General features: G+C 64.3%; 22 protein-coding genes. 8 read left to right on the top strand and 14 right to left on the bottom strand.

Annotated features, from left to right (window positions below):
* Positions 1 to 14: 14 nt before the first annotated feature.
* Complete coding sequence (locus I6F09_RS00420) at positions 15 to 443, bottom strand: organic hydroperoxide resistance protein (RefSeq protein WP_311735370.1); 429 nt, start codon at positions 441 to 443, stop codon at positions 15 to 17.
* Between the two features lie 31 nt (positions 444 to 474).
* Positions 475 to 1,257 (bottom strand): aspartate/glutamate racemase family protein, encoded by a 783-nt coding sequence (locus I6F09_RS00415; RefSeq protein ID WP_225187239.1) that lies wholly within the window; start codon positions 1,255 to 1,257, stop codon positions 475 to 477.
* A 633-nt stretch (positions 1,258 to 1,890) separates the two neighbouring features.
* Between I6F09_RS00415 and I6F09_RS00410 the strand changes: the two genes are divergently transcribed.
* Genes I6F09_RS00410 through I6F09_RS00395 form a run of 4 tightly spaced genes read left to right on the top strand, consistent with a single transcriptional unit; the run spans position 1,891 to position 6,601 of the window.
* Positions 1,891 to 3,039: an ABC transporter substrate-binding protein gene (locus tag I6F09_RS00410; protein WP_225187238.1), complete on the top strand. Its 1,149-nt coding sequence runs from the start codon at positions 1,891 to 1,893 to the stop codon at positions 3,037 to 3,039.
* 42 nt (positions 3,040 to 3,081) lie between these two features.
* Entirely contained in the window at positions 3,082 to 4,125 is a 1,044-nt protein-coding gene (locus I6F09_RS00405; RefSeq protein ID WP_225187237.1) for a branched-chain amino acid ABC transporter permease, read from the top strand.
* Positions 4,122 to 5,891, top strand: coding sequence for a branched-chain amino acid ABC transporter ATP-binding protein/permease (locus I6F09_RS00400; protein ID WP_225187236.1), 1,770 nt, complete (start codon positions 4,122 to 4,124; stop codon positions 5,889 to 5,891). The genes I6F09_RS00405 and I6F09_RS00400 overlap by 4 nt, the downstream gene beginning before the upstream one ends.
* Positions 5,888 to 6,601, top strand: a complete 714-nt coding sequence (locus I6F09_RS00395) for an ABC transporter ATP-binding protein (RefSeq protein WP_225145821.1) — start codon at positions 5,888 to 5,890, stop codon at positions 6,599 to 6,601. Before I6F09_RS00400 ends, I6F09_RS00395 begins: the two co-directional genes overlap by 4 nt.
* Before the next feature lie 246 nt (positions 6,602 to 6,847).
* Here I6F09_RS00395 and I6F09_RS00390 read toward each other — a convergent pair whose 3' ends face one another.
* The 10 genes from I6F09_RS00390 to I6F09_RS00345 form a co-directional block, all read right to left on the bottom strand.
* Positions 6,848 to 7,519 carry an ATP-binding cassette domain-containing protein gene (locus I6F09_RS00390; RefSeq protein WP_225187235.1) on the bottom strand — a complete coding sequence of 224 codons (672 nt, stop codon included), beginning with the start codon at positions 7,517 to 7,519 and terminating at the stop codon, positions 6,848 to 6,850.
* Positions 7,516 to 8,259 (bottom strand): ABC transporter ATP-binding protein, encoded by a 744-nt coding sequence (locus I6F09_RS00385; protein WP_225112763.1) that lies wholly within the window; start codon positions 8,257 to 8,259, stop codon positions 7,516 to 7,518. The genes I6F09_RS00390 and I6F09_RS00385 overlap by 4 nt, the downstream gene beginning before the upstream one ends.
* Positions 8,259 to 9,215, bottom strand: coding sequence for a branched-chain amino acid ABC transporter permease (locus tag I6F09_RS00380; RefSeq protein ID WP_225187234.1), 957 nt, complete (start codon positions 9,213 to 9,215; stop codon positions 8,259 to 8,261). Before I6F09_RS00380 ends, I6F09_RS00385 begins: the two co-directional genes overlap by 1 nt.
* Positions 9,215 to 10,114: a branched-chain amino acid ABC transporter permease gene (locus I6F09_RS00375; RefSeq protein WP_225187233.1), complete on the bottom strand. Its 900-nt coding sequence runs from the start codon at positions 10,112 to 10,114 to the stop codon at positions 9,215 to 9,217. The genes I6F09_RS00380 and I6F09_RS00375 overlap by 1 nt, the downstream gene beginning before the upstream one ends.
* A gap of 70 nt (positions 10,115 to 10,184) precedes the next feature.
* Positions 10,185 to 11,489, bottom strand: a complete 1,305-nt coding sequence (locus I6F09_RS00370) for an ABC transporter substrate-binding protein (protein ID WP_225187232.1) — start codon at positions 11,487 to 11,489, stop codon at positions 10,185 to 10,187.
* Between the two features lie 351 nt (positions 11,490 to 11,840).
* Complete coding sequence (locus I6F09_RS00365) at positions 11,841 to 12,548, bottom strand: hypothetical protein (protein WP_225187231.1); 708 nt, start codon at positions 12,546 to 12,548, stop codon at positions 11,841 to 11,843.
* Positions 12,545 to 12,982: a thioesterase family protein gene (locus tag I6F09_RS00360; RefSeq protein WP_225149416.1), complete on the bottom strand. Its 438-nt coding sequence runs from the start codon at positions 12,980 to 12,982 to the stop codon at positions 12,545 to 12,547. Before I6F09_RS00360 ends, I6F09_RS00365 begins: the two co-directional genes overlap by 4 nt.
* On the bottom strand, positions 12,982 to 13,890 hold the full coding sequence (locus I6F09_RS00355; RefSeq protein WP_036013397.1) for a fumarylacetoacetate hydrolase family protein: 909 nt from the start codon (positions 13,888 to 13,890) through the stop codon (positions 12,982 to 12,984). The genes I6F09_RS00360 and I6F09_RS00355 overlap by 1 nt, the downstream gene beginning before the upstream one ends.
* Positions 13,891 to 13,935: 45 nt before the next feature.
* A complete protein-coding gene (locus tag I6F09_RS00350) occupies positions 13,936 to 15,042 on the bottom strand; it encodes a cupin domain-containing protein (RefSeq protein WP_225187230.1) in 1,107 nt (368 codons plus the stop codon).
* A 53-nt stretch (positions 15,043 to 15,095) separates the two neighbouring features.
* The gene (locus I6F09_RS00345) at positions 15,096 to 16,118 is read right to left on the bottom strand and encodes a carbon-nitrogen hydrolase family protein (RefSeq protein WP_225187229.1); all 1,023 of its coding nucleotides are present in this window, start codon (positions 16,116 to 16,118) and stop codon (positions 15,096 to 15,098) included.
* Between the two features lie 127 nt (positions 16,119 to 16,245).
* Here I6F09_RS00345 and I6F09_RS00340 point away from each other — a divergent pair, with 127 nt between their 5' ends.
* The 4 genes from I6F09_RS00340 (at position 16,246) to I6F09_RS00325 (ending at position 21,100) form a co-directional block, all read left to right on the top strand.
* Entirely contained in the window at positions 16,246 to 18,405 is a 2,160-nt protein-coding gene (locus I6F09_RS00340) for an indolepyruvate ferredoxin oxidoreductase subunit alpha (protein ID WP_225137888.1), read from the top strand.
* Positions 18,402 to 19,967: an indolepyruvate oxidoreductase subunit beta family protein gene (locus I6F09_RS00335; RefSeq protein ID WP_225187228.1), complete on the top strand. Its 1,566-nt coding sequence runs from the start codon at positions 18,402 to 18,404 to the stop codon at positions 19,965 to 19,967. The genes I6F09_RS00340 and I6F09_RS00335 overlap by 4 nt, the downstream gene beginning before the upstream one ends.
* Positions 19,968 to 20,123: 156 nt before the next feature.
* Positions 20,124 to 20,618, top strand: coding sequence for a MarR family transcriptional regulator (locus I6F09_RS00330; protein ID WP_225155790.1), 495 nt, complete (start codon positions 20,124 to 20,126; stop codon positions 20,616 to 20,618).
* Positions 20,618 to 21,100, top strand: coding sequence for a MarR family winged helix-turn-helix transcriptional regulator (locus I6F09_RS00325; RefSeq protein ID WP_057029875.1), 483 nt, complete (start codon positions 20,618 to 20,620; stop codon positions 21,098 to 21,100). The genes I6F09_RS00330 and I6F09_RS00325 overlap by 1 nt, the downstream gene beginning before the upstream one ends.
* A 10-nt stretch (positions 21,101 to 21,110) precedes the next feature.
* Here the strand turns inward: I6F09_RS00325 and I6F09_RS00320 are convergent, their stop codons facing one another.
* Positions 21,111 to 21,839: an SDR family oxidoreductase gene (locus tag I6F09_RS00320; protein ID WP_225187227.1), complete on the bottom strand. Its 729-nt coding sequence runs from the start codon at positions 21,837 to 21,839 to the stop codon at positions 21,111 to 21,113.
* A gap of 31 nt (positions 21,840 to 21,870) precedes the next feature.
* The gene (locus tag I6F09_RS00315; protein ID WP_225187226.1) at positions 21,871 to 23,487 is read right to left on the bottom strand and encodes an ATP-dependent acyl-CoA ligase; all 1,617 of its coding nucleotides are present in this window, start codon (positions 23,485 to 23,487) and stop codon (positions 21,871 to 21,873) included.
* Between the last annotated feature and the right edge of the window lie 6 nt (positions 23,488 to 23,493).

The raw sequence follows: 23,493 nt of genomic DNA, 5'->3' as shown, positions 1-23,493 counted from the left end.
CTCGTTCATCCGCCTCAGACCACCGTCAGTTTCACGTCAATATTGCCGCGGGTTGCGTTCGAATAGGGGCAACGCTCATGCGCACCGGCAACGACCTCTTCGGCCACGGCCTTCTCGACACCGGGCAGGCTGACCTTCAGCTCGACAGCGAGCGCATATCCGACGGGCACCGGCCCCATCGCAACCTTCGCAGTCACGGACGGCTCGGCAGAGGGCACCACCTTCCGCGTGCGCGCGACGAGCTTGACCGCGCCGAGAAAGCAAGCGGCATAGCCGGCCGCAAAGAGCTGCTCGGGATTGGTGCCTTCGCCGCCGGGACCACCCATCGATTTCGGCAAGGACAGGGACACCGAGAGCAGACCGTCAGCGCTGACCGCCTTGCCATCCCGACCTCCGGTCGCCGCCACCTCGGTCTCGTACAGGATCTTTTCGGGGGTCATCATTATTTGTTCTCCAGGAACGGTTTTTCGAGGACTAGCGGCTGTTACGGGCAAGTAGCGCGCGGAAGTCATCGCGGGCCTGGGCGCTGGCCCGCCTGAAGCTCGGCCCGCGGCTGGGCTCGGTGCCATTGAGCTTCCGGAGCTGTACCCACATCTCGGCACTCTTGAGCGCCACGGCCGCGCAGTTGACCACCGGAGCGTGGCCGACCTTCAGGCCATGCTCTCGCCCGATCAAGAGGCCTGGCAACACGCCGGCCGGGATCACGACATCCGCGCCGCGTTCCACCAGCGGGAGTGCGCAGGCGACGAAGTCCTTGATCATGCGGGCTTGGGCGGCGGCGTTTCCGGCGAACGCATCGGCGAAATCATCCGGCCTGCAGCCAAGGCCGGTCACATGGACGACGCGATCGCCGAGGCCGTAACGCTCGGCCTGCTCATAGTGCAAGACCTCGAAGACGGGATCGAGCGTCACAAGACCCAGCCGCCGCCCGAGTTGTGAGGCCGCCAGCAACGTCGCCTCGCCGGTCCCGATCACGGGAATGTCGAGGGCCGAGCGCAGCTCGTAGAGTCCGGGATCCTGAAAATGCCCCATGACGAAGGCGTCGAACCCGCCCTCTTCCGCTGCGATGCCGTTGTCGATCGCCTGGACCGCACAGCGCAATTCCGCGAGCCGTCCGAACTCGCGGTCCGGCGGACTGATGCCCTGGACGTGGACCGCCGTGCCTGGCGCAGCGATGTCGTTCAGGTATTCCGACAGCCGCGCCATGTAGGGCGCATTCACGCTCGCATCAACAAAGCTCTGCCAGAAGATGCGCATCGTCCTTCTCCTCAAGCGGTGATCGGAGGATCGGTCGTCGGCTGCCGATGAATATATTTCAACCATAAACTAATTGACGCGTCAAATGCGCGCGGCGGCGACGGCGACCAGTGCCGTCGGGGTCAAGGCGAGCACGGCGTTTTCTACGGGTCGATGAGCGCAGGAGCGCCGCACACTGACGAAATTGTATGCAACAACATTTTTTTCTGACAGCCCCGTGACACGTGTTGACGGCGCCACCGGAGTTACTTTAGGCTTTAAGTAATTCCTCGCCGGTCAAAGACCGGTGGCCATGACAATGATGTTGCAGGGCACCGATTTTGAGAGACTCGATCGTGTGGACAGTCGCCGTGCTCGAACAGCCGGCCTTAGCAGCAGCATCGCCGGTCGCGCATCGCGGCGGCATCGACGACCTTTCATCGCTCCGGAAAAGGCCCGCTTGCATGTGCCGGTGGGCCTATCGTTCGCGCGGCACGCAACATCATGGCTGCTGAGCGCCCGGAGCACACTCTCTTCGGTCGCGCCCGGTATTTGGCGCCGCAGCAATGTTTTCAATCGGTCGGTTCGTCGTTCGGGGACCCCGTGCGGCAGCATCGAAGCATTCCTATCCAGCATCAACGGAGGACAACGCATATGCGCAAGACTCTGAGTTTACTTGCACTTGCCGCCGGCATCGTCACAGCCCCCGCCGCGCGGGCCGATATCACCATCGGCTTCGTGACCTCGCTCAGCGGCAACGGCTCGTCGATCGGCATCCCCTACGGGCGTGGCATCAACGCGGCCTATGAATACAAGAAGACCGTCAACGGCGAGACCATCCGTCTAATCCAGCTCGACGACGGCTCCGACCCGTCGGCCGCGACCCGCAACGGGCGCAAGCTGGTGGAAGAAGAGAAGGTCGACCTCCTGATAGGCACCGCGACCGCGCCCTCGACCATCGCCATGGCGGCGGTGGCGAGCGAATTGAAAGTGCCGATGATCGCGGTCTCGCCGATCGGCAAACTGCCGGAAACTCCCGAGCAGTGGGTGGTGTCGGTGCCGCAGCCTGCGTCCCTCCTCGTCAAGATCATCGCCGATCGCATGAAGCGCGATGGCATGAAGAACATCGGCTATATCGGCTTCTCCGACGCCTGGGGGGACCTCGTCTACAACGGCGCCAAGGCGGCGGAGGCCGCCGGCGGCGTCAAGATCCAGACCAACGAGCGCTATGCGCGCACCGACACTTCGGTCACCGCGCAGATCCTCAAAGTGCTCGCGGCGCGGCCGGACGCCGTGCTGGACGGCGGCTCGGGGACGCAAGGCGCACTGCCGCTCCTCAGCCTCGCGGAGCGCGGCTTCAAGGGAAACACCTACGGCACGGTGGCGCTCGTCAATCCGGACTTCGTGAACGTCGGCGGCAAGGCGGCCGAAGGCATCCAGGTCTCCGCCGGCCCGGTCATCGTGGCCGAGCAGCTGCCCGACGAACATTTCGCCAAGAAGATCGCGCTGGATTTCCGCAGCGTCTACCAGAAGGTCCATAACATCCCGACCACCGACGGCTTCTCGGCCTACTCCTTCGACGCCTGGCTGATCTTCGCCAACGCAGCGGAGCGCGCGCTCAAGACGGCGAAGCCCGGCACGGCGGAATTTCGCGCCGCCCTGCGGGACGCGATCCTCAGCACCAAGGAGCTGCCCGGCGTGCACGCCATCTACAACTTCAAGCCCGGCTCGGTGACCGGCGTCGATGAGCGCGCGCTGGTCGTGGTGCGCCTGACGGGCGGCGCCTGGAAATACGCGCCGTAGTCGGACAGGCCAGGCCACCAGAACAAGGGGACGGCGTTCTCAATGACGAGCGACATCGCAGCCATTCTTGCGATCGATGGGATCGCCACCGGCGCAGTCTACGCGCTGGTGGCGATCGGGACGGTCCTCATCTTCACGGTGACACGGGTCATCTTCATTCCCTTTGGCGACATCGCCGCCTTCACCGCGCTGACGCTGGCGGCGCTCGACGCGAAGCGCTTTCCCGGCACGGGCGCGCTGGTCGTCATCCTCGCGTGCCTCGCAACCCTGATCGAAATCGTCTCGCTGCTGCGCAACGGCGAGCGTCGGCTGGTTCCGCGCGCGCTCTTCTTCTACCTCGCGTTGCCGCTGGCCGTGGTTGGCCTCGCCTGGCTGACCATGCGCGCCGAGCCGCCGCTCGCCATCAGGCTCGTGCTGGCCTTGATGCTGATCACCCCCATCTCCCCGCTGCTGGACCGGATCGTCTTCCGTCCCATTGCGGACGGAACGGTGCTGCTGCTCCTGACCGTTTCCGTCGCCCTGCACTTCGCGCTGGTCGGCCTTGGGCTGCTCTTCTTCGGTCCCGAGGGTGTCAGGACCGAGCCGCTGACGTCATTGTCGACCGAGTTTGCGGGCGTGCTGATCTCGGGCCAGACCATGCTGATCGTGATCGCAGCCCTCGTCTTCTCTGGCCTGCTCTATCTCTTCTTCGACTTCACGCTGGTCGGTAAATCGCTCCGCGCGACGGCCGTGAACCGGACCGGCTCCCGCCTGATGGGCATACGTCCCGCCCGCGCCGGCACCATCGCCTATCTCCTGGGCTCGCTGATGGCCGGCGTCTCCGGAATCCTGATCGCGCCCGTCAACACCATATTCTACGATTCCGGCTTCCTGCTCGGCCTCAAGGCCTTCGTCGGCGCCATCGTCGGCGGCATGACGAGCTATCCCGGCGCGGCCATCGGCGCGGTCGGCGTCGGTATCCTCGAAAGCTTCGCATCCTTCGAGAGCAGCGCGCTGAAGGATGTCATCGTGTTCTCGCTTCTGATCCCGATCCTGATCTGGCGATCCCTCGCCTCGCTGCATTCCGAGGAGGAGATCGAGGAATGACGCGCCTTCACGTTCAGCTCGCGGCGGTGGCGGCGGTAGCGTGCCTCGCGCTCGCGCCATTCGTCCTCAACCCCTTCAGCATCACGTTGATGAACTATATCGGCATCTATTCGCTGGTCGCGATCGGCCTTGCCCTGCTCACCGGCGTCGGCGGCATCGTGTCATTTGGACAGGCCGCCTTCGTCGGCGTCGCGGCTTATGCCACGGCCTGGGTCTCTGCTCTGAATGGATATTCCCCGTGGCTCGGCCTCGTGTTCGGGGTGGCGCTGACCTGCGGCGTCGCGACCATCCTCGGCGTCGTCACGTTGCGGCTCCAGGGCCATTTCCTGTCGCTCTCGACCGTCGCCTGGGGGCTCGCCATCGGCTTCCTGTTCGGCAATGTCGAGGGGCTCGGGCGCTTCAACGGCATCTCGTCGATCCCGCCGATCAGTATCGGATCACTCGCGCTCGTCTCGAGCGCCCAGATCTATTTCCTGATCTGGGGCATCGTCGTCGTGGTGCTTTTCCTCGGATACAATCTCCTGGACTCCCGGGTCGGCCGTGCCATGCGCGCGCTGCGCGGCGGCAATATCCTGGTCGAAAGCCTCGGCATCAACGCCTTCCGGATCAAGCTCGTGACCTTCGTGATCGCGGCCTTCCTCGCCTCGCTCTCCGGCTGGCTCTACGCCCATATGAGCCGCTTCATCAGCCCGGGCCCGTTCGAGGCCGGCATGGGCATCGAATATCTGATGATGTCGATGGTCGGCGGCGCCGGCAGCCTGCTCGGCGGCGTCGTGGGCGCCGCTATCGTCACCTTGCTCAAGAACAGCGTGCAGGACTATCTGCCGCTGATCGCCAAGGGCGCGTCCGGCCAGCTCGAGATCGTCGCCTTCTCCGCGCTGTTCATCCTGTTCCTGCAATGGGCGCGGCAGGGCATCGTGCCGTTCGTCGCGCGCTACTTACCGAAGATCAAGCGCGAACGGCCGCCAGCCGCCCCGCCCCTGCCCCGCCGTCCCCAGCCGAAACCGGGCGAACTGCTTCTGAAGGTCGACGGCGCCGAGCGGCGGTTCGGCGGTCTCGTCGCGGTCAACAATGTCAGCTTCGAGGTCCGCTCCGGCGAGATCCTCGCCGTCATCGGCCCGAACGGCGCCGGCAAGAGCACGATGTTCAACTGCCTGACGGGCGCGCTCAGGGTCAACAAGGGCGAGATCGTCTTTGCCGGCCGCGCCATCACGCGCGACCCACAATCCCGCATCGCGAGGGGCGGAATCGCCAGGACCTTCCAGCATGTGAAGCTGCGGCCGCGCATGAGCCTGCTCGAGAACGTCATGCTCGGCACCTACGCCCGCACCAGCACGGGCCTGTTCGCCGGCGCCCTCCGCCTCAACCAGCGCGAGGAAGCCAGCACCCGGCACGAGGCCTTGAAGCAGCTCGAGCGCGTCGGGCTCGGCGACAAGCCGTTCGAGCTCGCGGGCAATCTGCCGCTCGGCAACCAGCGCATCCTGGAGATCGCGCGCGCTCTCGCCGCAGACCCGGCGCTGCTGGTGCTGGACGAGCCGGCCGCGGGCCTGCGCCGCCAGGAGAAGCTCAGGCTTGCGGAGCTGCTCCGCTCGCTGCGGTCGGACCATCTGACCATCCTGATCGTCGAACATGACATGGAGTTCGTGATGTCGCTGGTCGACCGCATCGTCGTGCTCGACTTCGGCTCCAAGCTCTGCGAGGGCGCGCCCGCCGCGATCCGGAGCGACGAACGGGTTCAAGAGGCCTATCTCGGAGGCGTCGCGTGAGCGAGATGTTTTCCATGACGGATGTGACCGTCTGCTACGACAATGTCGAAGCGGTCCGCAACGTCTCGCTGTCGGTCGAGGAAGGCCAGATCGTCACCGTGATCGGCCCGAACGGCGCCGGCAAGACCACGCTGCTGATGGCCGCTATCGGATTGCTCGCCTCCCGCGGCCGCCTCGTCTTTCAGGGCAACGACATCGGCAGGATGTCCGTCGAGGACCGCGTCGAGCGTCGGCTGTGCCTCGTGCCGGAGAAGCGCGAGCTGTTCTCCGACATGTCGGTCGCCGACAATCTCCTGCTCGGCTCCTACAGCCTGCGCGACCGCTCGGGCGTCCAGAAGACGCTGGACGAGGTCTATGATCGCTTTCCGCGCCTGAAGGAGCGGCAGCGCCAGGCCGCCGGCACCCTCTCCGGCGGCGAGCGCCAGATGCTGGCGCTCGGGCGCGCGCTGATGGCCAAGCCGAAGCTGCTCATGCTCGACGAGCCGAGCCTCGGCCTCGCACCGCTGATCGTGCGCGAGATCTTCCGCACCATCGCCTCGCTGCGCGACCTCGGCGTCTCGATCCTGCTGGTCGAGCAGAACGCCCGCGCCGCGCTGGAGACGGCCGATTACGGCTATGTGCTCGAGACCGGCGAGATCGTGCAGTCGGGCCTCGCCAAGGATCTCATCCACGATCCCCGGCTGATCACAGCCTATCTCGGCGGACACTAGCGCCGGCCTGGATCAGGCCCCGCTCGCTGAAAACACAAAACGTCGAAAACAACCCCATGCACAGTAGCCGGTGACAGCGATTTCAATGACTTGGCGGCGAGTCTTGCGGATTTTACGAAAACCCCTTGTTCCGTCGGGCAAAACAGGGGCATAATGCCATCATCGCCCCAATTCCAGTTGGTGCGAGTTGAGCAACTCGTGGAGCTTGGTTTGACCGTCTTTTTTGCCCGCCGAACCGGGCGAGCGCTACGCAAGGACCCGGCTTTCGATTTCGCCGCGCTCGATCGTCAGCGTCACGTCGGCGAAGGTCTCGAGCAGCTTTGGGTTCGACTCCGTGATCAGCAGGGTAATGTCCCGGTCATGCGAACGAAGCCGACGCAGCGCCTCGGCATACCTCTGCGCCAGCACAGGGGCGAGACCCTGGAACGGCTCGTCCAGAATGACGAGGCGGGTGCCCAGCATCAGGGCGCGCCCGAGCGCGACCATCTTGCCTTGGCCGCCCGAGACGGAGCCCGCCGGGCGACCCGCCAGTTCCTCGAGCTCCGGCAGGACGGAGTAGGCTCGCTCCAGCCGCCGGCGCGCCTCTTCCGCGCTAAGTTTCGCGACGCGAGCGGGCAAAAGAATGTTTTCTTCCACCGTAAAGGCCGAGAAGAGACGACGGTCCTCGGGGGCGTAGCCGATGCCTAAGAAGGGCCGTCGGTGCGGAGGAACATGCCCCAGGTTCTGACCGCCCAGGCGCACGGTGCCGCTCGCCTTCGTGAAGCCCATGATGGTCCGTACCGTCGTGGTCTTGCCGGCGCCGTTTCGCCCGATGAGCGCGGCGGTCGCGCCCGGCGGCAGCGAGAAGCTGACGCTGCGCAGCACCGGCGCATCGGCGATCGCGACATTGACGTTCTCGAAATCCAGCATCGCCGTCATATGCCGATCACCTGTTCGCGGACCTTGGGATCGGCCAGAACCTCCGCCGGCGTGCCGACCTTTTGGATCTTCCCGACGTTCCACACCGCGACTCGATGGGCATAGCGCTCCACCATGTCCATGTCGTGCTCGACGAAGACCGAAGTCACCTTCTCCTTGGCGAGCGCGGACGTCAGGATGTCCATGATCTCCAGCTTCTCGGCGGAGGCGACGCCCGAGGTGGGCTCGTCCATCAGCAGCAGTCTGGGCTTCAGCGCGAGCGCCAGAGCGATGTCGACCAGCTTGCGTTGTCCCTCGGGAAGCTCCCTCGCCTTGCGAGACGCGTACGACTTGACGCCGACGAGATCCAGAAGGCGCTCCATTTCAGGCAGCTCAGGCAGGGCGGAAAGAGCCGTGAAGCCGGAAGGGCTTCCCAGCCGCGAGGCCGCGGCGATCAGCATGTTCTCCATCACAGTCTGATCAAGAAAAAGCTGCGGTATCTGAAAGGCCCGCGCGATGCCGAGCTTGGTGATCGTGCGCGGGAGCTGAGCAGTGATTTCCTGCCCCAGGAAGGTGATGCTTCCGGCCTGCGGCCGCAGATAGCCCGTCGAGATGTTGAGGAAGGTGGTCTTTCCGGCGCCGTTCGGTCCGATGATCGCGAGGTTCTCGCCTTGGAGCACGTCCAGATCGATACCGTCGGCGGCGACGACGCCACCGAACCGGATCTTGATGCCCTTCGCGGAAAGGAGGACGTTGGTCATCAATGTCCTCCCTGCTTCGCCTGGCCGTAGCGCTGCCTGAGACCTATCAGTCCGTTAGGCGCATAGAGAATGATGACGATCAAGACCACGCCGAGGATCAGCTGCCAGGTGTCGGCCAGGTGGGCCGCAGCATAGAAGCGCACGCACTCGAACATCGCCGCGCCGGCGAACGCTCCGAAAGAGTGGGCGCTGCCGCCGAGGATCGCGATAAAGACGAACTCGCCCGACTTCGTCCAGAACCCGAACTCGGGCGTGGCGATCTGCTGGATGATCGCCACCAGCGTGCCGCCGATGCCGCCGAGAAAAGCCGAGATCACGTAGCCTATCAGAAGCACGCGCCGTGCGGACATCCCGAGGTACTCGAGCCGGGTCTCGTTCGACTTGATGGCACGCAGCATGTGTCCGAGCGGGCTATCGAGATAGCGTTGCACGCCGTAGAAGGCGACGACCGCGATCAAGAGGCTCACGTAAAGAATGACGTACTGGAAGGTTTCGGGCGTAAACGACAGCCCCAACAGGGCCGGACGAGGGACCCGGATGCCGTCGGCGCCGTTGGTGTAATGAAACATCTTCTCCAGCAGCGACCACAGCACCATCGAAAACGCCAGATTCAGCATTCCGAAAAAGATCTCCCGGTAGCGCACGACGAAGAGCCCGACGATGAGGCCGAAGACGGCGGAGGTTATGCCGCCCAGCGCGATGAAGAGCACGATGTCGCCGCCACCGACGTACTTGCCCCAGAACGCCGCGGTATACGCCCCGGTGGCGAAGAACATTGCATGTCCGAACGACACCTGCCCCGCCTGCAGCAGAAGAATGATACCGAGAACGACGATGCCCTTCGCGAGGATCAACGCGAACACGGTCGCCCAGCTCGATACCAAAAGGGGCGCGACGGCGCTGACCAGAAAGAAGATGATCGCGATCGTCGTGACCGGCTTGATGCGACCGCTCATCATATTTTCCTGACCTGCACCGCGCCGAACAGGCCGAACGGACGCACCAGAAGCACCAGCACCATCAGCAGATAGGGAACGAGAACTTCGAATTCCGGCTGGAGATAGATCACGAAGGCACGGGTCAGGCCGATCATCAGCGCGGTGAGCGCGGTGCCCTCGATCTGGCCGAGACCCGCGGTCGCAGCGACGGCAAAGGAAAGCACGATCATGTCGGCGCCCATACCGGGGACCAGCGAGGTGGTCGGCGAGGCCAGCGCTCCTCCCAACGCGGCCAGACTCGCGCCGATGACGAAGGTGACGAAATATACGCGTTTTGCGTCAATCCCGATGGCCGTCGAAGCTTCGCGGTCCTCCGTGACCGCGAGGATCACCGCTCCCGACAGCGTCCTGCGCAGGAAGTAGCGGAGCCCGAACAGCGTCGCCAGGGCGACGCCGGGCAGCAGAATGACCTGGTATGACGTGTAGCTGACGCCGAACACGACGATGTTGGGAAGTAGTCTCAACGGCTCCGCGGCGAAGATGGGCTGCACGCCCCAGATCAGACGCTGCAGGTTGTCCATGATCATGAAGGCGGCGAAAGTGATCAGAAGCTGGAGGACGTCCTGCTGTCCGGAGAGCGGTCGCAGCAGAAACCGTTCGATGAAACCGCCGCATACGAGGCCGATCACGATGGAGGCGGCCAGCAGCGCGGGATAGGTGAGCCAAGGCGATATCGGCGCCACTGCAAGGCTGAACGTCGCAGCCAGGTAGGCGCCGAACGCGTACAGCGACCCGTGCGCGACGTTGACCACGCGCAGCACGCCGAAAATCAGGCTGAGCCCGACCGAGACCAGGAACACCAGTGCGGCGTAGCTGATCCCATCGAGGATCGCCAAGATAGCAAGTGTCGAGTTCATGATGGCCTTCGGAAAAGGTCCGTCCTCCGGGACGCGGCTCGGAGGACGGGATCAAAAGTCCAGCGTGCCCTTACTGAGCTTTGAAGATCGGCACGTCCATCTTGATGAAGTCCGGCTTGAGCGTCTTGAGCCACTCGACCGACCGTACGCCCGCCGGGTTGGTGATCATCTTCGGATCGAAGATCATCATGTTGTCGAGCAGCTTGAAGTCGTACCCCGGAACGGACTTGGTGACGCCGACCAGCTGAGCTTCGAGACCCTGGTTGTCCTCGGGCCGCAGCGTAATCGGACGGCCGAAGCCGGTGGCGAACTCGATCCCCGCCGTCGCGTCGACGACCTGTTCGCGCGTGGGCCAGTTGCCGCCGTTGGACTTGATCGCCTTGTCGTAGGCGGTCTGCAGGGCCTTGAACGCCTGCGCCATGTGATAGACCGGGTAGATCGGCCAGGCACCGGTCTTCGCCTTGAAGGCTTCATTGAACGCCTTGAAGGCCGCGTCGTTCTTCTTCTCGGGATGCAGGAACCAGTGGTCTCCGCGTGCGCCGACGATCAGTCCTTCAGGCAGGTCTTTGCCCAACCGCTGGATCGATGATTCGCCGATCCCGAGCACGAAGGTCGACTGCTGCAACAGGCCGCGCTGACCGGCCTGGCGGACCAGCGTGTCGAGATCTCCACCCCAGGACGTGGTCAGGACCACATCCGGCCGCAGCGCCAACAGACGGGAAACCTCAGTGGAATAGTCCGGTGCGCCGAACTTCGGGAAGAGCTCCGCGACGACTTGCACGTCCGGCTTCATCGCCTTGAGCGCGGTCGAAAAGATCTCCCAGCTCTCCCGACCCCATGCATAATCCTGATTGACCACCGCGATCGTCTTGAAGTCGGGTTTGGTCTTGAGCAGGTAAAGGAGCACGGCCAGCATTTCCGGCGTGCCGTTCGCCTGAGTCCGGAAATTGTAGCGGTACTTCTTGGTTTCGAGGATGGAGGCCGCACCGCAGTCCCACATGAAATTCATGACTTTGAGGTCTTCGGCGACCGGCACCAACTGGGTGCAGCTGCCCGACGAGATCGAAGCAAACGTGGCATCGACCTTTTCGTCCTGCACAACGCGTCGGTAGTTCGAGACGAGCGCTTCGCCTCCCGCGCCTTCGTCGATGAAGGAGAGCTTGACCGGCACGCCGCCGATGCCGCCCTTCTTGTTGAGGTCCTCCGCGATCATCTCCGCCGCGGCCTTCGCCGGCACACCGAAGACTGACGCAGGGCCCGACAGGAACGTCGTGATGCCGATTTTGAGCTCCGACGGCTTGTTCTGCGCAAGCGAGGGGCCCGTAAAGCTCGCAACTATAAGCCCGGCCGCAACCGCAGCCTTGAGAAATTTCATTGAAAATCCTCCCTGTTTTATTGTTGCGCCCGGTTTCAGCCGCCGCGCGCTTCTTCTTGCAACAACGCTACTATAATTGTCGCGTGTTGCCAGCCCTCTTCTGTCATTCGCGAGCCGACGAACCCGGTTCGACGCCGTCGCCCATTTTGTCGGCTGCGCATCGATTGGAACGGACAAGGGCCCCAAATGGTCGATGCCTCCAATTCCAGCGTGCGAAAAAACAAACACCGACCGCGCTTTGCGCTTTGGGCCCATCGCGACATACTGCGCCGCCGCACGAACTCGGTCGCTATAGGGAGTAAAGCAGACGTTGCTTTTGGCCGCATCACGCCCGGGTTACGGGTACGCGGCCTAGGACCTCGCCCCCACCACTCTGGTCAGCATCGGAAAATGCTTGTTGCCGCCTGCGAATGGCGGGAATTTCACGAAGTCGGCACGCATGTGCTTGATCACGTCGGAGCCGATTGCGTGCGCGAGGGCTTGCGGGCTGTCGAACACCAGCTTGTTGCGTTGCATGTGCTCGACGCGCCGCGACGGCAGCCGGTCGACCCAGTCGATGCGGGTGTAGATCTCGATCTGGCGGACGTTCGGGAAGGTCCGCATGATCGACGGGTGGTGCTCCAGATAATGCAGGTTCCAAGCGTTCATATCCTCGGCCGGGCCGGGATAGTGCACGAGGTAACTGCACGGGGTGGTCGTTCCCGCCGGATGCTCTGCGACATCGACCGGAAACGGGCGCGTCAGCATCACCTGGTGTGCGACATCGAGTCCGGTGAGGCCGGATAGCCCGGCCCCTGTTGCGAGGCTGGCGAGGACGCCGCCGCGGTCCATTGCCGCCTCGCAGGCGAACAGGTCGGGAAACCGGAGTTGAAGCGCAAAGGCGGGGCCGGTGCCGTCGGCCTTGTAAGGATGGTCGACCGACTGTTCCAGCGGCGTGAACAGCAGGGCCTCGGTCATGCCTGGGATCGATCCGACGCGCTCCGCCACAGCGGCAACCTCATCGGGACGGAGTCGCCGTTCGCCCGTGGAATCGGAGAATGTCATGAACAGCGAGATCATGCGGGCGTTGCCTCGGTCCCCTCGCCCACACTCACATGCGCCATCAGAGCGAGGCGAATGTCATCGGGCCATGGGATCGCATGATGATCGACCAGCGAGGTCGCAGCAAGGATCTGGCGCGCGCGCCAGCGCGGGCCATTCGCGCCGGAGATGACATGCTCGAGATGAAGAGATGACCCACCGACCCTGATGATGCGCAGCTTGAATGTCAGGAGATCGCCGAACATCGACGGCCGGGAGAAATCGCAGTTCAGGTGCACCGTGGGCGTTCCGATCTTTCGGACCGCGATCAGCTCCGGCCATGGAAAGCCGATCCGCGCCCAGAAATCTTCGACGACGCCGTTGAGAATGTTCAAATAGGACGGGAAGTACGCGATCCCCGAGGGATCGCAGTCTCCGAACCTGAGCACGCGATCGAACGAAAAATTCGTCATCAGATCGCAACAACGGGGTGGCGGATGACGCCGACGCCGTCGACGCCGGCCTCGACCACGTCACCCGGCCAAAGCCATTCCTGCGGGCTCATGCCGGCGCCGACGCCTTCAGGCGTACCGGTCGCGATGATGTCGCCCGGCTCGAGCGTCATACCCGACGAAATGTCCGATATCAGCACCGGAATGTCGAAGATCATATATTTGGTGTTGGAGTCCTGCTTCGTGACCCCGTTCTTGGTCAGCCACAGCCGCAGATCGTGCGGATCGGCAATCTCGTCCGCAGTCACGATGCAGGGGCCGAACGGCGCATAAGTGTCCATGCCCTTGGAGAAAATCCACTGTCCGGCGCGGCGATTGTCGCGCGCGGAAATGTCGATCATCACCGAATAGCCGAAGACGTGGTCCATCGCCTTGTCGGCCGCGATGCGCGTTGCGGTCTTGCCGATAATGACGGCGAGCTCGACCTCCCAGTCGAGCTGCTGCGTCATCTTCGCATTGTGCTGGATCGCCGCGCCCGGGCCGATCACGGAGGTCGGCGGCTTGGAGAAGACGACCGGTTGCTTCGGCAGGTCCTTGTCCGTATCCAGGCTCTTGGCGGATTCCGCCACATGCGCCCGGTAGTTCAGCCCGATGCCGAATATGTTTTTCCGCGGCCGCGGGATCGGCGCCTGCAGCTTGACATCCTCGACCGCAACCGCCGAGCCGGCCGGGAAGCGGCCATCGGCGTCCGCCAGTGCGTCCTTAAGCGCAGGCAGCAGGGTCACGCTGTTGTCGATGAACGACAGCATATCACCCGGCCATGTCACGCCGCTGGACGCACCAAGGTGCTCGACATCGACGACCAGTCCATTGACGAGGGCTCCAAGACGGGCACCGCTGGAGCCCAAGGTGTAGGTGACGAGACGCATGAAGGCTTTTATCCGGCTGTTCTGGTTGAATTCTGCAAGGGCCTATCAGGCGGCAACCGACTGATAACCGCCATTGTCGCCATAGGCCTCTTCCCGATAGAGCCCCAGGCCCTCGATGACGGGCAGGTCGTTGAAGCAGAACAGGCAGGCATCCTCGCTCGCTGAGGCATTGCTATGCTCGTGCCAGGCCCAGGACGGAACGCAGAAGATGTCGCGCTCCTCCCATTCGAGCCGCTTGCCGCCGATGATCGAATAGCCGCGTCCCTTGGCCACCTGGTAAATGAAGCTGCCGGTGTGCCGATGCGACTTGGTCTTCTCGCCGGGGCGCAGCAGCTGCATGCTCGCACCGATCGTCTGCATCACGTGCCCGCCGGTGACCGGGTTGACGTAGTTCATGAGGATGCCGTCATAGGGCGAGCCATCGGTCGCGGCCGCATATTTCTGCAAGGACTCGTAGGTCGGCTCCCACTCATATTTGAACATCGGCGAATAATCCTTCGACCAGCGCGAATCCGCCGGCCGAAGACCGGGATTGCCCCAGGTCCGGGTCATGTCGTCCACGGGATAGCCGGACGGCTCCTGCTGGATGTTCGGATGCACGACGAAGAAATTGGCTTCCAGCGCGTTGACGAGCGGGATGTCCAAGCCGTCCTGCCAGATGCAGACCGAGCCGTTGCCTTCGACGCCATGCTCGTGCCAGGTGCCGTTCGGCGTCAGCACGAAATCCCGCGCGCCCAGCGTCATCTTGTGACCGTCGACGATGGTGTAGGCGCCCGCGCCCTCCATGATGAAGCGCAGCGCCGAGGCCGAGTGGGCATGGGCCGTGGCGACCTCGCCGGGATGCATCACCTGCAATCCGGAATAGAGCCAGCCGACCGCGGCCGACACGTCGCGCCGCCCGGGATTGTTGAGATAGATCACGCGCCGCCCGGCTTTCTCGGGCGAGACCAGCTCGACCGAGCGCAGCACGTGCTCGCGCAGATCCTTGTAGCGCCAGAGCACGGGAACCGAGGCCGATTGCGGCGCCCACGGCTCGATCTTGTTGGCGACGGTCCAGAGCGCTCCGGCTTCGTACCTTTCGAGATCCTTGTAATAGGCCTCGAGCTCGGGGGTGTCCTCGACATTGGCCCGGCCGATCACGTTCTCGCGCATCCTATCCTCCAAGTCCTGTCTTATGATCCCGCACCCTCAAGCGAGCCAGCCCGTCATTCCGCTCGACCTGGAATCGACGCGAAGCCCGCCTGCTCCGGTCCGGCGACGGCTTCCGCCTCTGCCAGACCGAGCGGCGTCTGTGGACGACGGTTGACCCGCAGATCGAAAATGTCGAACCGGTTATAGTGCCCGACGATGTCGTGCATCTGCTTCGGCTGGATGCAACGCTCGAGGTCGATGTCGGCATAGACGATGCCTTCGTCGTCGATCAAGGGATCGCCGACCACGCGCCCGTCCGGACCGATGATGCCGGAGAATGCGCTCGACTTCCGTTGCAGGCGTGCGCGTGCGTCGGGAACGACGGTCTCCATCGCCGCGATGATCTCCTCCGACACGGTCGAGCAAGAGACGATCGTGAAGATCTTGCCTTCGAAGGAGTGGGCAATCGCGCGCAATTTGATCGCCTCCGCCATGTCATAGTCGGGGGGCGCGACGGGAAGCGAGATATAGCTGGCGACGTGCACGAGCTCGCCCTGCCCGAGCAGCGCAAAGCGCGCGAGCGTGTTGGTGTTCTCGCCGCAGGCCAGGCCTCCGAGACGCCCGATCTCGGTATCATAGACGCGCAGGCTCGACCCGTCACCGCCGGTCCAGGTCAGCTTCTCTGCCCAGGTCGGCACCAGCTTGCGATGCTTGCCGAGCAAGGCGCCGTCAGGACCGATGAAAACCAGCGTATTGTAGATCGCGCCGAGCGAGACCGGGCTGCGCTCGTTCACGCCGAGCACGACGTGGCATCCCGTATCGCGCGCGGCCTTGCGGACGATTTCGACCTCCGGCCCCGACACCAGCACCGACGCCTTGGCGAGCTTCTCGAACCATGCACTGCCGGTGACGGGATCGGTGATCCAGTTCCAATAAGGATAGCCGGGAACGAACACTTCGGGGAACGCGACGAGCTTCGCCCCGTCGGCTGCGGCCTCACGGACCAGTGAAGCCGCCTTCTCCGCGGTCGCGCTTGCGTTGAGATAGACTGGTGAAGCCTGGACGGCGGCAGCTTTAAAGCGAGGCAGCTTCAGCATCGGCCCTACCCTGTCGCTGGCTCATGACCGCCTTGTCGGAGAGAGCATCCGCAAGCGTGATAGCATGGCGCGGCGTTGACTTACTTCACATGTAAACGTATGCTATCGCATATTTCTGGAGGGTGCAATGGCTGAACGGTCTTTTGCTCGCGAGGTCGAGGATCTCAGGCTCGGCGATGGCGACACGTTCCGCGGCGAAGGCATCCTCGCCATCACCAAGGCGCTGCTGCAATCGGGGGTCGCCTATGTCGGCGGCTATCAGGGCTCGCCGATCTCGCACCTGATGGACGTGCTGGCCGACGCCAAGGACGTGCTCGACGATCTCGGCGTCGTATTCCAGAGCTCGGCCAACGAAGCCGCCGCCGCGGCGATGCTGTCGGCATCGGTGATGTATCCCCTGCGCGGCGCGGTGGCGTGGAAGTCGACCGTCGGTACCAACGTCGCCTCCGACGCTCTCGCAAACCTCGCCTCGGGCGGTGTCACCGGCGGCACCATGATCATCGTCGGCGAGGACTATGGCGAAGGCTCCTCCATCATGCAGGAGCGTACCCACGCCTTCGCGATGAAGTCGCAGATGTGGCTGCTCGATCCCCGCCCCGAGCATGAATGCATCGTCAATCTGATCGAGAAAGGCTTCGAGCTCTCCGAAGTCTCCAACACGCCGGTCATGCTGGAGGTGCGCGTGCGCGCCTGCCACATGCACGGCAGCTTCGCCTGCAAGGACAATGTCAGGCCGGCGCACACCATCAAGGACGCGCTCAACAATCCCAAGCGTGACGTCAACCGCATCGTGCTGCCGCCGGCGGCCTATGAGCACGAGCAGGAGAAGATCAAGACGCGGATGCCCGCGGCTATCGGATTCATTCGGGACAACAAGCTGAATGAGTGGATGGGGCCGAAGCAGGGCAAGGTCGGCATCATCATGCAGGGCGGCATGTACAACAACGTCATCCGCGCGCTGCAATATCTCGGGCTGTCGGATGCCTATGGCAACACCCAGATCCCGCTCTACATCATGAACGTCACCTACCCCGTGATCGACACCGAGGTTGCGGAATTCTGCATCGATAAGGAGGCCGTTCTCATCGTCGAGGAAGGCCAGCCGGAATATCTGGAGCAGGCGATCAATACGGTCTTACGCCGCAAGGACATCCAGGCGCGCGTCCACGGCAAGGACGTGCTGCCGATGGGCGGCGACTACACCGCGCAGGTGCTGCTCGGCGGCGTCAGGGAATTCCTGGAGAAGACCGAGCCGCGGCTGCTCGGCAACCGGCCGCCGGCGCCGGACGCAGCGCCCGTGCTCAATCACCCCGCGGTCGAGAAGCTCAAGCAGGTGGTGCCGGCGCGCCCGCCCGGGCTTTGCACCGGCTGCCCGGAACGGCCGATCTTCGCCGCCATGAAGCTGGTCGAGGAAGAGCTCGGCCAGCACCACGTCTCCGCAGACATCGGCTGCCATCTGTTCTCGATCCTGCCGCCCTTCAACATCGGCGCGACCACGATGGGCTTCGGCCTCGGCCCGGCCTCGACCTCGGCCTTCAACGTCAAGGCGGACAAGCGGTCGATCGCGGTGATGGGCGACGGCGGCTTCTGGCACAATGGACTGACCAGCGGCATCGGCAATGCCGTGTTCAACAAGCATGACGGCGTGTTCGTCATCGTCGACAATTACTACACTTCTGCGACGGGCGGTCAGGACATCCTGTCCTCGCGCGCGGTCAACAAGCGCCGCAAGACCAACAATTCGATCGTGCAGGCGGTGAAGGGCATCGGCGGCCAGTGGGTGCGCCAGCTCGACCGCACCTACGACGTCGGCAAGATGCGCGACACGCTGAAGGAAGCGCTGACGACGAAAGAGGAAGGCCCGAAGGTCATCGTCGCGTCCTCCGAATGCATGCTGAACAAGCAGCGGCGCGTGAAGCCGCAGATCAACAAGGCGATCAAGGACGGGACGCGCATCGTCAAGGAGCGCTTTGGCGTCGACGAAGACGTCTGCACCGGCGACCATGCCTGCATCCGCCTCTCCGGCTGCCCGTCACTGTCGGTGAAGCAGCTCGACGACCCCTTGCGCGACGATCCGGTCGCGGCGATCGACAATTCCTGCGTCGGCTGCGGCAATTGCGGCGAGGTCTCCGAGGCCGCCGTGCTCTGCCCCTCGTTCTATCGAGCCGACGTCATCCACAATCCGACTCGCTGGGACATGTTCAAATCCAGGGTCGCCATGAGCGTGATCGGCTGGCTGCAGCGTCGGCGCGACCGCCGTCGGCCGGCGCTCGAGGCACTGGCATGAGGGACGAGACGGTCCGGCTGGCCCTCCCCGCCGCAGGCGAAGCGACGGAGCGGCCGATCTCGATCGCGATTGTCGCGATGGGCGGCCAGGGCGGCGGCGTCCTGACCGACTGGATCGTTCAGCTCGCCGAGAACCATGGCTGGGTCGCGCAGTCCACCTCCGTGCCCGGCGTCGCCCAGCGCACCGGCGCCACCATCTACTATATCGAGGCGATGCCGCCGCTCGACGGCCGCAAGCCGATCCTGTCGCTGATGCCCACCCCCGGCGACGTCGACGTGGTGATGGCGGCCGAATTCATGGAAGCCGGTCGATCGATCCTGCGCGGCCTCGTGACGCCGGATCGCACCACGCTGATCGCGTCCAACCACCGCTCGTTTGCGATCGGCGAGAAGATCGCGCCGGGCAACGGCATCGCCGACGGCGGTGCCGTGACCGGCGCCATCGGAATTGCGGCGAAGACCGAGATCATCTTCGATCTGAACGCGCTGGCGATCGCGCATGGCAGCGTCATCTCGGCCGCCATGTTCGGCGCGCTCGCAGGCGCGGGCGTGCTGCCGTTCAGCCGCGACAGCTATCTCGACGTCATCCGCACCGGCGGCAAAGGCGCCAAGGCCAGCGTCGAGACGTTCGAGGCCGCCTTCGAGCGGGTCAAGACCGGCCCGACCGAAGTTGCGGCGCCCGCGCCAGCCAAACCGGCCGACACTATCCCCTCTTCTACGACGCCCGATCCGCAGCTCGGCGAGCTTGTCGCAAGATTGAATCAGGAGTTGCCCGAGCCTGCACTCGGCATGGCTCGTGCAGGCTTGCGGAAGGTCGTCGACTTCCAGGACATCGCCTATGGCGGCGAATATCTCGACATCCTCAAGACCTTGCACGCAGCCGACCGAAACGCCGGCGGTGACGCGCATACCTATGCCTTCACGGAAGCCGCGGCAAAGTACCTCGCCAACGCGATGACCTATGACGACGTCATCCGCGTCGCCGACCTCAAGACGCGCGCCGGTCGCCGCGCCCGCATCGAGAGCGAGCTCGAGATGTCGAATGGACAGGTGCTCCAGACCACCGAGTTCATGCATCCCCGCATGGAGGAAGTGATGGGCATGCTGCCGGCAGGCTTCGGCCGCTGGCTCGGCGCGCGTCCGCGCCTGCTCGGCTGGCTCGATCGCCGCGTCAACCGGGGACGCCGGGTGCGAACCTACTCGCTGCCCTGGTTCCTGGCCCTCTATGTCGTCGGCGGAATGCGCGGCCTGCGCCGCCGCTCGCTGCGTCACGCCATCGAGACGGCGCACCGGGATTCATGGCTCAAGGCCGCGACCGAGGCGGTCGGCACCAATTACCAGCTCGGTGTCGAGATCCTGCAATGCCGACGCCTCGTCAAAGGCTATTCAGACACCCACAGCCGGGGGCTGTCGAAATTCGACAGGACGCTCGCGGCGATCAAGCTGGTGGAGCGCCGCGAGGATGCCGCCGACTGGGCGCGCCGCCTGCGCGAGGCCGCCCTGAAGGACAGCGCCGGAACGGCGCTCGACGGCGTGATCCAGACCATCAAGACTTTCGCATGATTCCACGGGCGCCGGACGCAGGATTGGATTGCCGTTCGCCCCGCTGGAGGTCAGGATCAGACCGCTTGACTACGATTCTCAGGTTGTTAATCGGAGCGAACGACCCGCAGTAATTCCCTTCACTCGACGAGACATTCTGTACTCGATGGTCATGCGATGCCGGCAGCACTCAAGGAGAACGTTGTTCCCGTCCCTGGGCAGATCGAAACCCGGCTCTGGCTCCAATTGCTGTCGCTGCATGGTGAGCTGTTCGCCTCGCTGAATTCGATGCTCAATTCGGAGTTCGGCCTGTCGCTGGCAAAATTCGACGTGCTGGCCCAGCTCGATCGTTACCGGGAGGGCCTCGCGCTCGGACAATTGTCGCAAAACCTGAAGGTGACCGGCGGCAATGTCTCGGGGCTGGTGCAACGTCTTCTCGCCGACGACCTCATCAGCAGGGAGATGTCGAGCGAGGACCGGCGGTCCTTCATCGTGCGCCTGACGCCGAAAGGCGAAGCGCTGTTCCGGCAGGCGGCCGAAATCCACAAGAAGCATCTCGCCAGACGGCTCGAGAACGTCCCGGCCCGGGAGCTGGACACCGCGCTGTCCGTGCTCAAATCGCTTTCCTCGAAACTTCATACCGAGAGCAAGAAGCAAAGTCGCAAGAGATAATGGCCAGAGAATCCAAGAGCAGATGGAAGTCGGGTCCGCCGAGGACGAGGGACCAGCTGCAAACCTATATTCCGTATCTGTTCAACCGGCTCGCCAACCGCTGGAACCTGGATCAGAACCGTGATTTGAGCGAGCACGGCATCAACAATGTCGTGTTCCGGACGCTGTCGGTGCTGTTCATCTACAGGACGCTCACGGTCAACGAGGTCGCCGTTCTCGCGGTGACCGAGCAGTCGACGGCAAGCCGCATGGTGGAGTCCATGGTGTCGTCGGGCCTCGTCAAGCGCGAGATCGCCGAGGAGGACCAGCGCCGCCGCGTCGTCGCCCTGACGCCGGAGGGCGAAGCGCTGCTGCGCAAGATCTGGCCGATCATGGCGAACAATTACGACAGGCTGGTCGCGGGCATCGAGCCCGACGACATCGAGGTCTGCGCGCGCGTGCTGGCCAAGATGGTCGAGAATATCCGCCAGAACCAGATCTAGAACGCGCGCGTCAAGGCCCGAGGCCGACGAGGCTGGTACCGCCGCAGACATAGAGCACCTGGCCGGTGACGAAATCGGAGTGCTCGTCGAGGAAGAACGAGATTGCGTGCGCGACGTCCTCGCGCGAGCCGAGCCGCCCGACCGGAACGTTGCGCGCCATCCGCTCCTGCTGCTCGGAGCCGTTCGGGATGATGCCCCAGAAATTATCGGTCAGGATCGGCCCCGGGGCGACGACATTCACGGTGATGCCGCTCGCGGCAAGCTCCAGCGCCCAAGTCCTTGCCATGCCGTGCACGCCGGCCTTGGTGGCCGAATAGGCCGAGCGCGTCACTGCCCCCATCGCGGCGCGCGAAGAGACGAACACGATGCGCCCGAAGCGGCGCGCACGCATCCCTTCCAGCGCCGCCTGGGTCAGGAGCATCGGCGCGCCCAGATGCAACTGCGCCAGCATCAATATGTCTTCCGGCTTGGCGTCGGGCAGCAGGTTCGGCAGGATGATTCCGGCATTGTGGACCAGGCTGTCGACGGCGTGATCCCGGCAGATCTCCTGCGCGATCGCACGCGTCTGTTCGATATTGGTGAGGTCGGCGCGATAGGCCGCGAGCAGATCATGTGTCCAGCCGGGCTGCTCGAGCCCGACCGAGACCACGCGCTGCCCGCGCGCGACGAGCTTCTTCGCCAGGGCCTCGCCGATCCCCGAATTGCCGCCGGTGATGAGGGTGGTGCGGATCTCGCTCATGATCAGACCTTCTTTGATCAGACCTTCTTGATCAGACTTGCCGCTTCTTGAGGTCGCGCAGGTCGAAGAACGCGCCCTCGCCCATCAGCTTCCCGACAAAATCCTTCAACCCGCCGCGCTGGATCTTCTCGGTCGCGGTCAGCGGCAGGCTGTCGGCGAAGCAGATCCAGCCCGGCGCCTTGTAATAGGCCATCTGCTCAAGGCTCCAGCGCACGATCTCTTCGGCGAGCGCGCGGTCCGCGCCGGCCTTCTCAGCGATGATGACCGCCGCAACCTCGTCGCCGCGCACCTGATCCGGCGTCGCCGCAACCGCGGCCTGCCGGATCGCGGGATGGCGGTTGAGAACGGATTCGACCTCGACCGCGGCAATGTTCTCGCCGGAGCGACGGATCACGTTCTTCTTGCGATCGACGAAGTGCAGGTCGCCGTCCGCATCGCGCGACACGATATCGCCGGTGTGCAACCAGCCGCCGGCCCACGCCTCGGTGGTGGCAGCCTCGTTCTTGAGATATTCGCGGAAGAAGCCGTAGCGCGGATCGGCGCCGGCGCGCCGCACCAACAGCTCGCCGGGCACATCGACCGGGGCATCATTGCCGCCGTCATCGACGATCCGAACCTCGATCTCGGGGGCCGGGCGGCCAAAACAGCTGGTGCCGACCTTGCGCGGCTCGACATTGGCGGCGATGACGCCGCCGCTGCCGGTCTCGGTCATGGCCCAGGCCTCCAGCAGCGGAAAGCCGAAGCGCTGCTCGAACGTCGCATGCAACAGCTTGTCGACGCCGGCGCCGAAGCCGAAGCGTACGCTGTGCGCGCGGTCCAGCTCCGATGGCGGCGCGCTCATCAGCATCGAGGGCATCACGCCGAGATAATGCAGGCAGGTGGCACGGCTGTCGCGCACCGAGGCCCACCAACTGCGCGGGTGGAAGCGATCGAGCATGGTCAGGCAGCCGCCGACCGACAGCATCGCCATCAGCGACACCGCCATCGCGTTCATGTGGAACAGCGGCAGCGGCGTGATCATCCGCTCGCCGTTTGGCTTGAGGTCGATCAGCCCGCCGACGTCGCGATACCAGTTTCCGCAATGCAGGAAATAGGTGTTGGTGAGCACGCAGCCCTTGGGCTGGCCCGTCGTCCCCGACGTATAGAGCAGCGCGCATTCGCTTCCCTCGCTTGCCGCGGTCGAGGGCCGCGCACCGCCGAAGGGCGCGGGAACGTCGTCCTGATCGTCCACGACAGGGATCGGCCGGCCGGCCTGACGCGCGGCCAGCGCCACCTCCTCGCGCCGTTCGGCGAGGACGAACGCAGCATTCATCTCGGAATGCGAGATGATGTATTCGAGCTCGCTGAGACGGAGGTCCGGATTGATCGGCACCACCGAGACGCCGAGCGCATTGAGCGCGAACCACAGCTCGATGAAGACAGGCCTGTTCTGGAGCAGCAGCCCGACCCGGTGGCCTTCGCCGTAGCCGCGGCTCGCAAACGCTACGCGCCGGCGCTCGACCCGGTCGAGCATCGCGCGGTAGGAAATCTCGCCCGCCGCAATGCCGTAGATGCCTGCGGTCTCCGGCAGCACGTTGAGGAAACCCGCTTCGCCGCGGCGAAGCGCGGTCTCTTGAAAACGGGCATGGACAGTGGTCGCAGCGGACAAGGCAGT

The organism is Bradyrhizobium sp. IC3195, assembly GCF_020193585.1.
GTDB classification, from domain to species: Bacteria; Pseudomonadota; Alphaproteobacteria; order Rhizobiales; family Xanthobacteraceae; genus Bradyrhizobium; species Bradyrhizobium yuanmingense.
The sequence above is the reverse complement of the archived record's forward strand: the minus strand, read 5'-3'. Positions and strand labels throughout refer to the sequence as shown.